This is a genomic window from Deltaproteobacteria bacterium, assembly GCA_026129095.1.
Classification (GTDB): Bacteria; JAGRBM01; JAGRBM01; order JAGRBM01; family JAHCIT01; genus JAHCIT01.
Window position 1 is genome coordinate 23,269 of the sequence record JAHCIT010000008.1, and the last position, 15,153, is coordinate 38,421.

The 15,153-nt window shown below is 65.4% G+C and carries 14 protein-coding genes; 1 reads left to right on the forward strand and 13 read right to left on the reverse strand.

Translation table 11 applies throughout. The features are described from left to right. Positions 1-83: 83 nt before the first annotated feature. From KIT79_11910 to KIT79_11960, 11 genes are all read right to left on the reverse strand, one after another. Positions 84-2,075: a penicillin-binding protein gene (locus KIT79_11910; protein ID MCW5830007.1), complete on the reverse strand. Its 1,992-nt coding sequence runs from the start codon at positions 2,073-2,075 to the stop codon at positions 84-86. Further along, positions 2,072-2,437, reverse strand: coding sequence for a cell division protein FtsL (locus KIT79_11915; protein MCW5830008.1), 366 nt, complete (start codon positions 2,435-2,437; stop codon positions 2,072-2,074). Before KIT79_11915 ends, KIT79_11910 begins: the two co-directional genes overlap by 4 nt. Then, positions 2,434-3,348, reverse strand: coding sequence for a 16S rRNA (cytosine(1402)-N(4))-methyltransferase RsmH (gene rsmH / locus KIT79_11920; GenBank protein ID MCW5830009.1), 915 nt, complete (start codon positions 3,346-3,348; stop codon positions 2,434-2,436). The genes KIT79_11915 and rsmH overlap by 4 nt, the downstream gene beginning before the upstream one ends. Positions 3,349-3,402: 54 nt before the next feature. Beyond that, positions 3,403-3,828: a hypothetical protein gene (locus tag KIT79_11925; GenBank protein ID MCW5830010.1), complete on the reverse strand. Its 426-nt coding sequence runs from the start codon at positions 3,826-3,828 to the stop codon at positions 3,403-3,405. A 277-nt stretch (positions 3,829-4,105) separates the two neighbouring features. Beyond that, on the reverse strand, positions 4,106-5,200 hold the full coding sequence (locus tag KIT79_11930) for a flippase-like domain-containing protein (protein MCW5830011.1): 1,095 nt from the start codon (positions 5,198-5,200) through the stop codon (positions 4,106-4,108). 88 nt (positions 5,201-5,288) lie between these two features. Beyond that, the gene (locus tag KIT79_11935) at positions 5,289-6,800 is read right to left on the reverse strand and encodes an aldehyde dehydrogenase family protein (GenBank protein ID MCW5830012.1); all 1,512 of its coding nucleotides are present in this window, start codon (positions 6,798-6,800) and stop codon (positions 5,289-5,291) included. A 101-nt stretch (positions 6,801-6,901) separates the two neighbouring features. After that, entirely contained in the window at positions 6,902-7,363 is a 462-nt protein-coding gene (locus KIT79_11940) for a DUF2304 domain-containing protein (protein ID MCW5830013.1), read from the reverse strand. Next, positions 7,360-8,094: a glycosyltransferase family 2 protein gene (locus tag KIT79_11945; GenBank protein ID MCW5830014.1), complete on the reverse strand. Its 735-nt coding sequence runs from the start codon at positions 8,092-8,094 to the stop codon at positions 7,360-7,362. The genes KIT79_11940 and KIT79_11945 overlap by 4 nt, the downstream gene beginning before the upstream one ends. After that, positions 8,084-9,349, reverse strand: a complete 1,266-nt coding sequence (locus tag KIT79_11950) for a glycosyltransferase (protein MCW5830015.1) — start codon at positions 9,347-9,349, stop codon at positions 8,084-8,086. The genes KIT79_11945 and KIT79_11950 overlap by 11 nt, the downstream gene beginning before the upstream one ends. Continuing rightward, positions 9,346-10,263, reverse strand: a complete 918-nt coding sequence (locus tag KIT79_11955; GenBank protein MCW5830016.1) for a glycosyltransferase — start codon at positions 10,261-10,263, stop codon at positions 9,346-9,348. The genes KIT79_11950 and KIT79_11955 overlap by 4 nt, the downstream gene beginning before the upstream one ends. Before the next feature lie 108 nt (positions 10,264-10,371). Further along, positions 10,372-10,587: a biotin/lipoyl-binding carrier protein gene (locus KIT79_11960; protein ID MCW5830017.1), complete on the reverse strand. Its 216-nt coding sequence runs from the start codon at positions 10,585-10,587 to the stop codon at positions 10,372-10,374. Here KIT79_11960 and KIT79_11965 point away from each other — a divergent pair, their 5' ends adjacent. Beyond that, positions 10,588-12,639 (forward strand): tetratricopeptide repeat protein, encoded by a 2,052-nt coding sequence (locus tag KIT79_11965; protein ID MCW5830018.1) that lies wholly within the window; start codon positions 10,588-10,590, stop codon positions 12,637-12,639. Positions 12,640-12,647: 8 nt separating this feature from the next. Here KIT79_11965 and KIT79_11970 read toward each other — a convergent pair whose 3' ends face one another. Together KIT79_11970 and KIT79_11975 are read right to left on the reverse strand one after the other, a co-directional pair. After that, complete coding sequence (locus tag KIT79_11970; GenBank protein MCW5830019.1) at positions 12,648-13,529, reverse strand: methylenetetrahydrofolate reductase; 882 nt, start codon at positions 13,527-13,529, stop codon at positions 12,648-12,650. A gap of 21 nt (positions 13,530-13,550) precedes the next feature. Further along, positions 13,551-14,939, reverse strand: coding sequence for an inositol-3-phosphate synthase (locus tag KIT79_11975; GenBank protein ID MCW5830020.1), 1,389 nt, complete (start codon positions 14,937-14,939; stop codon positions 13,551-13,553). Positions 14,940-15,153: the final 214 nt, after the last annotated feature.

Consider the following 15,153-nt stretch of genomic DNA (forward strand, 5'->3'; position numbering starts at 1 on the left):
TCTCCACACGGCTCTTCAGGGTTTCTGGACCACTGGCTCCCCAGCCACCGGTCCCCCCCAAAGGCCCTGGGCCACCCCTGCCTTCAGGGTGGCGGTTTCATCTCCACCGTCACTTTTCCAGCATGCTCCAGCGGCGTTCCCCAGGGAGGCTGCTGGCGCATGACTATTCCGGAACCCCGGATTTCAAATTCGACACTGTTCTGGCGGCCCCAGGCGATGAGACGCCGCTGGGTCATCCCGGTAAAGTCCGGGAGCCGGGGGCCGTATTCCTCTCCGGCGTCCGGTTCGTGAACGACCGGTTCGCGGCGGCGCGGAACGGCGCCGGACTCGCCCTCCCAGGAGGCGGGCACGACGCCGGCCTGCATTGCCAGCGCCCCCGCCACCGGAGCGGTCGGGGTCACGGCCATGAGCGAAAGGGTCTGCTCGGCGATGGCCCGGAAGACGGGCCCGGCGGTCTTGCCGCCGTACACGACACCCTTGGGCTCGTCGATCGAGACGAAGATGACCAGCTTCGGATCCCGGGAGGGAACGAAGCCGACGAACGATCCGATCCGGGCCTTGGCGGAATAACCGCGCCGGCTAATGTCGTGCTTCTGCGACGTGCCGGTCTTTCCGGCGATCGTGTAACCGGCGACGTTCGCCAGCGCACCGGTGCCGTCGGGCTCGACGACTGTTTCCAGCATCCGCGTCATCGTTTCGGCTGTCCTGGAACTGATCACCCGCTCCAGGTGCGGCGGCTGGCGGCCGACCACAATGCCTCCTGCCGGGTTTCGCACCGAGGCCAGCAGCCGGGGCCGGGGCAGCCGTCCGCCGTTGGCGATGGCGGCCATGGCGCGCGTCACCTGGAGCGGCGTCACCGAAATACCCTGTCCGAAGGCGATCGTCGCCCACTGCACATCGCGTATCTGCGACGTGGGCCCGAGTATTCCACGCTCTTCGCCCGGCAGGTCGATCTCCGACCGGACGCCGAAGCCGAACCGGCGCAGGTAGTCCAGATGCATTTCCTTGCCCAGTTTTTCCGCGATGCGGATCGAACCGATGTTGGAGCTGAACTTGAGCACGTCCGCCGCCGGGATCACCTCCCGCGGATGATCGTCCCTGAACACCACCCGGCGGGCGTATTCGAGCCGGCCATTCTCGCAGTCGATCAGCGTTGAAGGAGCAACAGCGCCTTCTTCCAGGGCGGCGGCGATCAGGAACGTCTTGAGGGTCGAGCCCGGCTCCCAGACGCTTCCAATGGCATCGTTGCGCCACCGCTCCTGCGGGTAGTCCCGGTACCGGTTGGGATCGAAACCGGGATAGCTGGCCATCGCCAGGATATCGCCGGTCCACGGGTCCATGACGACAGCGGTACCGCCGATCGCCTCGTGCCGCCCGACCGCGGCCATCAGTTCGCGCTCGGCGATCTCCTGAATGCGGGCATCGATGGTAATGTAGATGTTGTCACCGTCCGGCGACCGGTCGGGTTCACGTCCGCCGATGCGGAAAAAACGTCCGCGGGCGTCCCGTTCGCCGACGACTTCCCGGTCCCGGCCGCGAAGGATCGCGTCGGCGGCATACTCAATTCCCGCAAGCCCGTTGGAGTCGATGCCCGTGAAACCGAGGACCGGCCCCGCCAGCATCCCGTGGGGGTACGACCGCTTCGACTCTTCCACGAAATCGATGCCGGAAATCTCCAGCGCACGCACCCGGTCGGCTGTTTGCCGGTCCAGTTGCCGGGCGAGCCAGACGAAACTGCGCGAACCCGACAGCTTGTGGTGCAGTTCCCGCTCGTCCTGGCGGAGAATCTTCGCAAGCTGCTTTGCCACGGCTTTCGGGTTCTCGATCAGCTTCGGGTGTGCCCACAGGCTCTCGGCGGGGATACTGACGGCCAGTTCCGTCCCGTTGCTGGCGATGATGTTTCCGCGGGTGGCGGGGATGGTGATCCGGATCCGGTTCTGGGTCTGGGCCCAGCGCGGAAGCTGGTCGAACTGCTTGAGCTGGACGGAGGCGGCGCGGACGGCGAGCACCAGCGAGCCGAGCACGACCAGCGTGCCGGTCCAGATGAGACGGGTGCGCATCGCCTCCGGCGTCATGGGCCGTTCCTCCCTGCAAACACCTTCCGCATGATCTCCGGGTTCACCTGAAGGAGCTGCGACGGGCTCCGGGTCACAAGGCCGAGCTGTGTGCGGGCGAACTTCTCGATACGGGCCGGGTTCTTGAGCGCCGACACTTCCGTGAGAAGCTCCCGCTCCCGCATCTCCAGTTCACGTTCCAGGCGGCGAAGCTCGCCCGTCTCCATCGCCGTGTGGACCAGTTCGGTCCGGGCCCAGGCATAGCCGACACCCAGTACCAGCGTGAGCAGACACGGGCCGATGATGAGCAGGAGGCCAGGGCCATCGTGCGCGCGGCGCTGGAGCTGGACCGACCGGCTGGCGCTGATCGAAACGCTGGTCATGCGGCCCTCCGTTCCAGCACACGGAGCCGGGCGCTCCGGGCGCGGGGGTTGGATCCGGTTTCGGCATCCGACGGCGCGATATCGCGGAGCGTTTTCCAGCCGGCTTCCTTCACGATCTGGCCGGTCACGGGGTCTTTCTCCGGCGTGGACAGGGACCGGAAGGCGTTTTTCACCATGCGGTCTTCGGCCGAATGGAAGGTGATGACTGCCAGCCGTCCGCCGGGCGCGAGCCGGCCGGGAATATTCTCCAGCGCAGCGCGAAGGTTTCCCGCCTCGTCGTTCACGCGCATCCTGAGCGCCTGAAAGGTCTTCGTCGCCGGATGAATCCGCGCGCCCCGGCGGCCGCCCTTGCCTTCCTCGACAATGCGGGCGAGCTCGGCCGTGGTCGTGACCGGCCGGGCGGCAACAATGGCCCTGGCGACTCGGCGGCTCTCGGTTTCGCCGCCCAGATGAAACAGGGTGTCGGCGAGGGCCTTTTCGGGCAGGCCGTTCACAAGACCGGCCGCCGTGACGGCGAGGTCCGGGTCCAGGCGCATGTCGAGCGGTTCATCCCGCATGAACGACATCCCCTTTCCTTCCAGTTGCAGGCCGGACCAGCCGAGATCGAGCAGCACGCCATCCACGGCCCCGATTCCCATCCCGTCCAGAATCTCCGGGAGCCGGGCGAAGTTCCCGCGGCGGAGCGTGACGCGGGCGGCCAGCGGCCCCAGCCGCCCGCCGCCCGCCTCAATGGCTCCGGGGTCCACGTCGAGCGCGATCACGCGGCCCCCTTCCGGCAGGCGGCGCACCAGTTCCCGCGAGTGCCCGCCTGCTCCGAACGTGCCGTCCACATAGAGACCGCCACGCTCCGGCATGAGGGCCGAGACAGCCTCGTCGAGCAGGACACTCCGGTGCCCGCTGGCGTTCTCCATGTCATCATGCCGTTCCACCACTTGCCCGTAATCTTCATTTCCCGGCCGCCCCGCTCATGCCTTGCCGTTCAGCGCGGCGGCCGCCTCGTACCGGTTCCATACTTCCGGATCCCACAGCTCGATCCGGTTCACGCTGCCGATCGCCACCAGCGAGGACGGCAGCGCCACCTGCCGGCGCACATCCTGCGGAATGAGCAGCCGCCACTGCTCGTCGAACTCGGCGTCCACGGCCCTGGCGGTGAGCAGCCGCAGTTTCATTCTTTCCTCGCCGCTCTCGATCACGTTCAGACGGTCGGCGAACTCCATCAGCTTCGGCGCATAAGCCGCATACGGGATCAGGTCGAGGCAGGGCATGTTCTGGTCGCGGACGATAAACACCTTCCGCTGCGGATCGCGCTCCAGGAAGCTGCTCCGCCAGCGGGACGGAAGGGCAATGCGGCCCTTGCCGTCCATGGTGATTTCGTGCTGACCCGTGAACACTGACTGTCGACACCCTTCCCCTGAACTCCACAAGGGACTCCAGGCAGTTTCGAGCCAATGGGATACAGAGGGATTTTATCCCACTTTATTCCACTTTTGTCCATTCTCTTCAACTTCGCCCCCGCTGTCAAGAATTCCCTTAAGTATTTCAGATAGTTATGCATAGAAACGACAACCTTACAGAAACCGAAAGCAACCATATACTGGGCTTATATATGCCGTAAACCACAAATTATAGTGGCCAAATATGAAGCAGGAATGAGCGCGTTATGGAGATTTATTCCACTTTGGTGGAAGGAGAGCCGGTCCGGGCGGCGGCGATGCGCTCATGGATGATGAACGGCCCCACCAGAACGAGCGTGGCGATCTGCTGAACCAGCACGAGCGTGGCGAGCGCGATCAGCTTGGGTTCGGCGATCTCCCATGAGGGCGGAAGGAAGTAGATGAGCGCCGCCTCGCGGGAACCGGTGCCAAGGAAACCCGCCGGCACGATCGTGGCAATGCCCAGCACGGCCCAGATGACCAGCACCTGGTCGGGCGAGATGCCGATGTTCACCGCCCGGCAGAAAAGCCACAGGGCGGCGCCGATCGGCACGAAGGCGAGCAGCGTGAGGACGACGATCCGGACCCGGTCCATCCGGGTACGGCCGCGAAGCCAGACGCCGATCTGGAAAAGCATCTGCCGCAGCCCCTTGTGGTGGGAGGTTTCGGCCCCTTCCGGGGCCAGCAGGTAGCGCGGCACCAGCAGGAACCCGGCGAAGATCGCCGCCGGCGCCAGCAGGATGAGCGGCCCGAGCCGGTTCAGCTGCAGGTCAGGATAGCCCAGCTTCGAGAAGGGAAAGACGACCGACTCCGGCAGCGCGGCGCATCCCAGGCCCAGCACAATGAGCACGCCAGCGGAATCGAAAAACCGCTCGGCGACACCGGCGGCGATGGAGGCGGTCCAGGAATGGCCCTCCTTGCGGAGATCCACGCACTTGAGGAAATCGCCGACCCGGCCCGGTGTCACGACGCCCCAGAAGGCGGCCTTGAGGAAACTGTAGATATGGCGCCCGAACCGGCCTGGTTCCGCCGGGGCTCCCTCGCCCGGATGGGCAAAGACCGTCCAGCGCACCGCCCGGAACCCCTGGTAGAACGGTGTCATGGCCATGCCGAGAAGCACCAGCACGAGGTCCGCGCCGCGAAGCTCGGCCATCACCTTGCGGATATCGAACTTGAACAGGAACCAGACGAAGATGCCGACGCCGGCCACCTGCACGAACCGCTGGAACACGGGATTATGAAGGAGCCCCTGCTTCTGCGGAAGACCGGCCTCGGCCGTGACTTCCACGGAAGCCCCGCCCTCCCCGGCTTTTCCTGAATGTTCAGCCACGCGCCCGCCGCCTGTCCCGGCCTCTCACCGGTCCGGCCAATAAGCGCACGGCGGCGGGGAATGCAAGGAGAAACACGCCGCCGTCCGCTTATCCCCTCGGCGCGATCATGTCGTACCAGACCTTCTTCGAGCGGGTGCCGATAAGGTCGATATGGAGGTGCTTGGTTTCGAGATAGGCCTCGAGCCCTTCCTCGCCGAACTCGCGGCCGATACCCGACTGCTTGTAGCCGCCGAAGGGAGCCTTGACGTTCAGCATGTGCCACTCGTTGATCCAGACCGTCCCGGTGCGGAGCCGCTTGGCGACAGCGAGCGCCTTGTCGTTCGATTTTGACCAGACGCCGCCGCCAAGGCCATAGATCGAGTCGTTGGCCAGCGCGACGGCCTCGTCCACGTCCTTGTACTTGAGCACCGACAGCACCGGCCCGAATATCTCCTCCTGGGCGATCTTCATGTCGTTCTTCACCGCCACGAACACGGTGGGCTCGATGAACCAGCCCTTCTGGAACGCCTCGCCCGCAGGCTTGCCACCACCGGTGACGGCCTCGGCCCCCTGCTCGCGTCCGCTCTGGATGTAGCCCAGTATCCGCTTCTGCTGCCGCTCGCTCACGACCGGCCCCATCTGCGTGGTCATCTGGGCCGGATCGCCCAGACGGATTTTCCGGGTCTTTTCCGCCAGCTTCTCAACGAACTGGTCGTGGAGTTTCTCGGGCAGGAACAGCCGGGTGCCCGATTCGCAGGCCTGGCCGGCATGGAAGAAGGTCGCCCACATGGAACCGTCGATGGCCTGGTCGAGGTCGGCATCCTCAAGGACGATGTTGGCGCTCTTGCCGCCGCACTCCAGCGTCACGCGCTTCAGCGTCCCCGAAGCCACCTCCATCACCCGGCGGCCGATGGCCGTCGAGCCAGTGAAGGCGACCTTGTCGATGCCAGGATGGGAGCTGATCCGCTCGCCCGCCTCGGCCCCGCCCGGCACGATGTTGATGGCCCCGGCCGGTACACCCGCTTCGCCGCAGAACCGGGCGAACTCCATCGCCGTAGACGGGGTTTCCAGTGCCGGCTTGATGACCACCGTGCAGCCGGCGGCGAGCGCCGGGCCGATCTTCCAGCAGAACATCACCAGAGGGAAGTTCCACGGGATGATCTGCCCCACGACGCCGACCGGCTCCTTGTAGACGTAGTTGGCCGACATGATGGGTTTTTCGAACAGTTCCAGCGGACGCATGGCGTTCAGACGCCGGGCGCATTCGGCGTAGTATTTCAGCGTGGCGATACACTGGCTCATGTCGCTCATCGCCTTCAGCATGATCGAGCCCGAATCGGCCGCCTCCAGCTTGGCGAGGTCGCTCAGGTTCTTCTGGACCAGCCCGGCCAGCCGGTCGAGTATCGCGCCGCGGTCGGCACCAGTAAGCTTTTGCCACTCCTTCGACTCGAACGTCTTGCGGGCGGCCGCGACGGCCCGGTCCACGTCGGCCGGTCCCGCCAGCGCGCAGGTCGCCACCAGTTCCTGGTTGAAGGGATTGCGGGACTCGAACACAGCCCCGTCGGCTGCATCCACAAACTCCCCGCCAATGAACAGCTTGTACTGCCTTGCGTCCGCCATGCGCGTCACTCCTTAACTTCCCGTCCGGAACCGCCCGCGGTTTCCGTCCGCAGGTGACGCTAAACCGGAGCGGGAAGTAACGGCAACAGGAAATCCGATATTTACCCGGTCCGCTCCGCGGGAACCTCCGGTGGCGTCTCCGGCCTCGCATCCCGGCCGGACCCGGCGCGTTCCTTCCGGAGATCGTCCACGGCCAGCTGGAGGAGGGCCGCCTCCTGGGTGAGGTTCTTCACGCGGTTGGTGAGCTGGGATATCCGGATGGAAAAATGGATCGCCAGCACCACGAGGAAAATGACCGAGAAGATCATCAGCGTACTGGTGGAATCGACCGCCCCGATCCAGCCGGTCAGCGCAAGCAGCCAGTTGTAGCGGAACACCAGCACAAAGAGCGCAAAGCCGGTGATAATCCACAGCCACGCATACTCGATCCGCATCGTCCGCCTGCGGACCAGTTCGAACACCGTCACGAGGAGCCCCACGACCACGATGGTGGCGAACACGGTCTGCCGGGGCGTGAGGCCGTCGGCACCCAGCGCTGCGGTTACCATGAGCGGTCCCGTCATGGCTTGGCGTCCTCCGGCAGGCGGTCCCGCCTCAGCACCATCAGGATCATCGACAGCGTCATGTGGAACACATAGTAGAGCGGCTTCAGCCCGGCGTGCATGGAAATCTTCTCGGGCGGCGAGCCGTGCATGACCACCGGCGTCTCGACCACCTTCAGTCCCGCCCGGTGGCACATCACGATGGCGTCGCCGTCCGGGTAGTCGTCCGGGTAGCGGTCGCCGGTCACCAGTTGCATCGCCCGGCGGCCATAGGCCCGGAACCCGCTGGTGGGATCGCTCACATTCCGGCGGATCAGAAGACGCGTCAGCCAGGCAAAGACCTTCGCCCCGATGCGGCGGACGACCGACGTGTCATAGCGGGGCCGCTCCTTCGAGTACCGGGTGCCGATGACCAGATCGGCGCCAGAGAGCTGCATCTGCGCAAGCAGCGTCCGGATTTCCTGCGGCTCGTGCTGGCCGTCGGCGTCGCAGGTAACCGCCACGGTGAACCCCTCGCGCCAGGCCCACTTGAGTCCGGTCTGGACAGCAACGCCATAGCCCGCGTTGAGACCATGCCTGCAGATGCTGACACCGGCCATCCTCGCCCGCTCTCCGGTGCCGTCCCACGAGCCGTCGTCCACGACCAGTACCGCCGCCTCGGGCAGTTCATGGCGGACCGCCTCCAGCACCTTCCGTATCCGGGCAGCCTCGTTCCACGCGGGAACCACGACGACGATCCGCTCAGGCCGCATGGGAGCGCTCCCCGTAGAAACGAAGCAAACCGGCGGCATCGTCCGAAATCGACCGGACCTTCCCGCGGGCGGCTCCCAGTCCGCCGAGTACCGGAGTCCCGGCGGCCCATTCGCCGAGCGCCCGCGCCCATGCACCCACATCACCCGGCGTCACCAGTATCCCGTCCTCTCCGTCCGTCACCAGTTCTTTCAGGCCACCGATGCGGCTCGCCATCACCGGAGTGCCGGCCAGAAATGCCTCCTGCACGACGAGCGGCGAGTTTTCCGGCCAGATGCTCGGCACCGCCAATAGGTCGGCACGGGCAAGCACCGGAGGAACTTCCTCGTGCGGGACCGGTCCGCAGTCTGTCACCCGCGGTCCGGCGAGAAAACGCGCGCAGTCGTCACGGTAGCCGCCCCGCCCGTGGTAGTCGCTCCACCTTCCGTACAGTTCCAGGGAAAGCTCCGGCGCGCCGAGCCGCGAAAATGCTTCCAGCAGTATGTGGGCGCCCTTCGAGTACATCAGCGACCCGATGAACACGATCCGCCTGCGGCCCGGTGGCGCCGGGCGGGCGGACTGCCCCGGCAGCGGAAAACCGTACCGGGCGGCCACGGATTTCCCGACCGGGACCAGCCCCAGCTCCACGTGACGGGCGGCGAGGTCTTCGGAGGGCGAAATGAAAAGGTCCACGCGCTTCAGTCCGGATTCCAGCCTGACCCAGCGGTTGTCCACGCGGGCCGTTCCTGAACTCCACCGGTGCTTGTAACGGTGGCGCCAGTAGGCGGCCCCCGTGAAGCCCAGGCACCGGGCGCAGCGAGAGGCCTCCGGGCCGTCGCACAGGTTCAGGTCCGAATCGAGAAGCTGTCCCCGTGCACAGTAGAGCCAGTGATCGGCGAGCGTCATGGCGACAAAGGGACCGGGGCGGGGAACACCGGCCAGCCACCCGGCGGAGAGACCCGACAGGTGGAGCAGATGGATGGCGCCGGGCCGTTCCGATTCCAGAAGCCCCGATATCTGGCGGTCGGTCATGGGGTCATCGTGCCAGGTGTCGAATCCCATCCGTTCGGCGGGCGGGGTTGCAAGGAACCGCACATCCAGGCCGTCAACGGTTTCCCGGCTCCATGAATAGGCGGGCCGGTGCAGGGTCCGGTCCACCGTGACCACCAAAACCTCCGCCCCCTGCCGCTTCAGTTCATGGGCGAGTGTGCGGCAGTAGACCTCCGTCCCCCCGGCCGAGGGGTCGCGGAACTGGTGGATGAAGAGCATGACTTTCATGCACCCGCCTCCGGCACTTCCTCTATATAGGTGGCGTAGTGGCGGCCGGCCGTCCGCTCCAGCCCGCCGATCAGGCCGCCGACGTACTGGCCGAACACCTCGCCCACTGCCTCAGGGAACCGGTGTTCCCGCTGTCGAACCAGCGTGGCAACCCCTTTCAGGGCGCCCGCCAGCGACGGCACGGTGCGAAGGCCGTACACGCGGGAGAGCAGCCGGTGGAGCCTGACGCCCCGCTCGAAATCGGCGCGGCCGTCGAGATCGTGTGCATGGAAAACGGCGGCCGAGGGTTCGTAGGCGAACTTCCACCCGCGCCCGGAGAGGATGCGGGCCCACTCGATGTCCTCGGCGATCTCCACCAGCGGAAACGGGCGGTCCAGCCAGGCCTTCAGGCGGATAATTCCGGCCACGCTGTCGAAACGGACAACACCGGCCGCCCGGAGCGGATCGGCCGCATCCGGGTTTGCCGGGTAATGGGCGTCCACACGGCGGCGGACCGGCTCCGGGGTCGAATCGAAAGGCATCTGTCTGGCAAATACACCCGCCAGCCGCTCATCCGCCATGATTCGCCGCACGAGGGCCGAAAGGCAGTCTTTTTCCGGCAGGGCATCCTGGGAAAAAAGGGCCACCAGTTCGGCCCCGCACAGGGCGATTCCGAGGTTGCGTGTCCAGCCGTGGTTGAACCTGCCCGGCTCCAGCCGGATCACGGTGAAATCAGAACCGGCCTTCCGGGCTTCCGGAGCGATTACCGTCACCAGCAGGCGGTACAGGTCCGGCGCGGCCGACGAATCGACGCAGACGATCCTCGCCGGTACGAGACTCCCCGCAAGCAGGGCCCGGACCAGCCGGGCCGTGCCGCGAAGGTCGTCGCAGACGGGAATGACCACCCCCGGACGGGCTGGAACTGAAGACGGCATACGTTGGTTACGTCCGCCGTCCAGTATAGCTGCATTTTAATGGGAACCAGATGCGGGAGAATTAATGATGGACTCCCCCGCCCGGCTTAAATCCGGTTCATCCGGCCGTCAGTCGATCTCGGCAACCGGGTCGCCTTCCTTCACGGAATCGTTTTCTTTCACGAGAATTTTCGATATGGTCCCGGCGCACGGGGCCTCGACTGGCATCTCCATTTTCATGGATTCGAGGATCACGACTTCCTGGCCTTCGGAAACCTGATCGCCCGGCTTGACGACGATCTTCCAGACGACCCCGGTAATATGCGCATTGACAGGTGTACTCATTTGGAAACGAACTCCCCTCTCGACGACGGCGTGAATAGACCACAGGCACCGGAATCTGTCAACGAGACGGCGAACGAAAACGCCGGCCCCGCCGAATCAGGTTCAGGCGGATCGCAGCCCCAAAGCAGCAGGCTGCTCATCACGGGCGGACTCGTTGTGCTGCTGGGCCTTGTGTGGTTTGCCTGGTCAACGGTATTTCCCGGCGGATTCCATCTCGACGATCTGCCGAACATCACCAAGAACAAGAGGCTCGCCGCCGTCGTCCAGGGCAAGGGCTCCATCCAGTCGTATGCACTCCAGAGCCCGGCCAAATACCGTCCCCTCCCGTACGTGACCTTCGCACTCAACGCCAAGCAGCTCAGCATGAAGGGCCGCAAGGTGGAGTGGAAGGCAGAACCCTTCCTGAAGACGAACATCGGTATCCACATGGCGGCAGCCGTGATGGTGTTCCTTCTCCTGAGGACGCTATTGCGGGTTCATGCGCCTGGCTGGACGCCCCTCGTGCGGGACGGCTCGGCCCTGCTCGGGGCCGCGATGTGGGCACTGAACCCGGTCCAGACGGCGGCGGTCAGCTACACCGTGCAGCGCATGGCGCTCATGGCGACGCTCTTCATCGTGATCTGCCTGTGGAGCTGGGTCCGGTGGAGGGAATCGGGCAAGATAGTATTCGCCGTGACCGCCCTTGCCGCCTTCACCCTCGGCATGGCCTCCAAGGAAATCGCGGCGACGGCCGTGCTGGTGATCGTGCTCTACGAATGGCTCCTCAGGCCGGAACGGAAGCTGTGCGCGGCGGGCTATACCCTCATCACGGTCATGGCCGCGGCCCCGGCGGTGCTGTTCTACTTCTACATGCAGGCCTCCCCGGTCCACTGGGCCTCGGCCGGCGATCCGCTTGCCAACCGCGACTACAACTCGGTCGAGCGGGTGATGACCCAGGGCCGTGTGCTCTGGCACTACGTATCGCTGTGGCTGGCTCCCCTGCTGGGCCGTCTGCACCTTGAATATGCCGTCCCGGTGTCCCGCGGCCTGCTTGATCCGGCGACGACGGTACTCGCCTGGCTTGCCTGGGCCGGCGCCGTGGCGGGGGCCATCGCCCTGCGCAGGCGCAGCCCGCTCGCCGCATTCGGCGTCCTGTCGTTCCTCGCCTTCGCTTCCGTGGAAAGCTCGTTCCTGAACCTCGTGATGGCCTTCCAGTACCGCCTGTACTTGCCGTCGCTGGCACTGGCCGGCCTTGTGGCCGGAGCCGCCGGATGGTTCGTCTCGCGGCAGGGCCGCAGCCCGGCCCTCCTCGCCGTGGCGGCCGTCGCCATTCTGGCGTTCTATGTGCCGGTGGCACAGGCACGGAACCGCGAGTGGTCGTCATCCATCGGCCTGCTGACGGCGGATATCGGCCGCGTCCCGCTCGGCGCACGGTCGTACTACAACCTCGCCCGGAAGATCGACAAGAAGGGCGACCAGGAGCAAAAGCTGTCGCTGCTGGAGAAGGCCCTGGAGCTGGACTACGGCGTCGATGCCTGTCTCGAAGCCGCCTCGGTGCGGTCCCGCAAGCCGGGCATGGTCGAGCGGGGCGAGAAGATGTTCCAGACCTGCGAGGAGCGGTACGGCCTTTCGACCGGGCTGCTGCTCAACTGGGGCGGCTTCTACAAGAACGCCGGGGACGAAGCGGCCGCACGGGCCCGCTACCAGCGCGGCCTCGACCTGGATCCCGAGGAAGCACGGCTGCACGCCAACTACGGCTCGTCGCTGTACCGGGAAGGCCGGATGGACGAGGCCGAGGAACGGCTCCACCATGCCCTCTCCCTGAACCCCAGGCTCGCCTCGGCGCATGTGTCCCTCGGCATGCTGTATTTCCGCAAGGGCGAGGACGAGAAGGCCAACGAGCACGTGAAACAGGCGAACCGTTACGGGTTCCGCATACCGGCGGGCCTCGTCCGCATGCTGGCCAAGCAGGGTGTGAAAAAACCGGGGGCAGGACCGGACAAGGCCGGGACGGCTGACCCTGATCCGGCCGATACCGGCCACGATGATGACGATGGTGATCTGACGCCCTGACGGTACGCCTAGAGTCCGAGCCGGTCCAGAACGCCGGTGGCGTTCGCCACGCGGCCGAGCGGCATGACATGAACGCCGCGGAACCGCTTCAAATGAGGCTTGGCGATCTCGCAGACCACTTCGAGTCCCACGCGGGACTCGGCCTCCGGTGAACCGGCCTTTTTCAGCCGTTCCAGCGTTTCGGCGGCGACGGAAATCTCCGGCACGTTTTCGCCCATGTAGGCGGCGAACTTCCAGGACTTGAGCGGCAGGATGCCGAGGATGACCGGCGCGTTTACCGGCTCCAGTGCCTTCAGGAACCGCTCCATCGCCTTCACCGAATAGACGGGCTGGGAGATGACGAACTGGCCGCCCGCTTCCAGCTTGCGGTGGAGCTGCTCCATCTCCGCCTCCAGCTTCGGCGCGGCCGGGTTCACCGTGACGCCGATCCGGAAGCTCGTCGCCCGGTTGATCTTCCCGCCTTCGAAATCCTCGCCCCGGTTGAGCCGCGAGATGGCGGCGGCGAGCTTCACCGAGTTGAACTCGAACACCGCCTTCGCCTTCGGGAAATCGCCGATCTTCGGCGGATCGCCGGTCACCAGGAGGAGGTTGCGGACTCCCAGCGCATCGTCCCCGAACAGGTCCGACTGGATGGCGATGAGGTTCCGGTCACGGCAGGAGAAGTTGATGATCGTCTCGCAGCCGAACTTCTGCTGGATGAGGTGTGCCGCCATGCCCGGATTGATCTTGAGCCGGGCCATGGGCGAATCGGTGAGGTTCAGGGCATCAAAACGGGCAAGATACTGCTCGCACTCGGCGTACGTCTTCGTGAGGTCGGGGCCCCGCGGAATCGTCAGCTCTACCGAGGTGGTGAACCCGCCCCGGCCGAACTTCTCGCTGAACCTGCCCATCCGGCGGCTGCCCTCTCCGGGTCAGCTCCCGCGCTGCCAGTATTCGTCGCCCAGGTGGGTGATGATCGGCGCGCCGACCAGTTCACGGATGGTGTTCTCGAACTTCTCGCGCTGCACGAAGAAGTCGTGCTGGACCGGCACACCCTCGGCCACCGGCTGCGGGCTCTTGGAGTAGAGGCCGAGCCATTCCTGGACACTCCCCATTCCCTTGCGGCGGGCCCAGTCGAGGAACCGGGCGAGGTCGATCACCATCGGCGCGGCGAGGATCGAGTCGCGGCAGAAGAACGAGAAGTCGATGATCATCGGGTATCCGAGGAACCCCTGGAAATCGACGCGGTCCAGCGCGTGCTTGTCGTCGCCGGCGATCTTGTAATAGCTGATGAGAACCGGCTGCTCGATCTCGTAGCCCAGGATGTTGGCCGCCTGGTTCGACTTGGACTTCTTCTTCGTCTGGAAGGAGCCGGGCTCGTCGAGCACCAGGCCGTCCTTGTTGCCGATCCAGTTGTTGCTGGCCCAGCCCATGATCTTCAGTTCCTTGCCCTTGAAACCCGGCATGATGACCGACTTCATCCAGGTCTGGCCCGTCTTGCCGTCGTTGCCGCTGAACGGAACGTTGTTCTTGCGGGCGAGCTCGCGCAGGGCCGGAATCTCGGCGCCCTGTGACGGCGAGAAGTTGTGGTGCGGCACGCCCAGCCGGAACGCGGCGTAGATGTAAACCTGCGAGGGGGCGATGTCGGGCGAGTTCTTCACCAGTCCCTTCTCGAACGCGGCCAGCGTCTGGTGCACCGGCTTTACCTCGTGGTACCGCTCGGTCGATCCGACATAGACCACGACGGCGCGGTCGCAGCGGTTCTTCTTCATGAAGGTCTGGATGTCCTTCATGATCTGCTCGGCCGCCTTCATCTTGTTCTTCGCCTTGATCTGGATGTCGGCCTTCAGGTTCTTCACATAGGCGTTCTCGAAGTAGCCCGGCATCGGCTTGCGGCCCTTGAGCGCACCCTTCACCTGGTCCACCAGCGCCGGATCGAGCACCTTGGCGTAGCGGGCCGCCTCATAGGCGTCCATCCGGTTGATATCCCAGCCACCCACCACCATGTCGCCGAAATCGGCAACGCTCACGATGTCGTTGATCTTCGCGAAGTTGTCGCGTGCGCCGATACGGATGGTGCCGGTCTGCGACAGCATGCCGTGCTTGTCATCGGCGTCCGCCAGTCCGCGCTTGAACAGCTCGATCCCCACCTGCACGGTCGTGGCGATGGCCCCGTTGCAGCCCACCAGCAGGATGGCCAGCTTGCCGAGCTTTTTCTTCTCGTCGCTGGCCGTGCGCGTCAGTTTGCCGAGGTTGACGGTGTTGGGGGTGCGGGGTGCTGCCGAACGGGCTGTCTTGCGCGCGGCGGTGGCCTTGGCCATGTGGGTGAACTCCTTGTTTCTCCAGAGGTTTTCCGGCCGGGCGCCGGTATCCGCAAGCTGGCGGCCACCCCTGAAGGCCCACGCCTATACCCCTGTCCCGTTTTGAGAGTCAAGGAACACCCCCGGCGGATCGGCGCCGGGGGTGTTCGGGAGAGGGAGAGTGGGCTCCCGCCCCAGGACAGTGGAGCAGAAGGAACCGGTTGAGGAAGCAGAA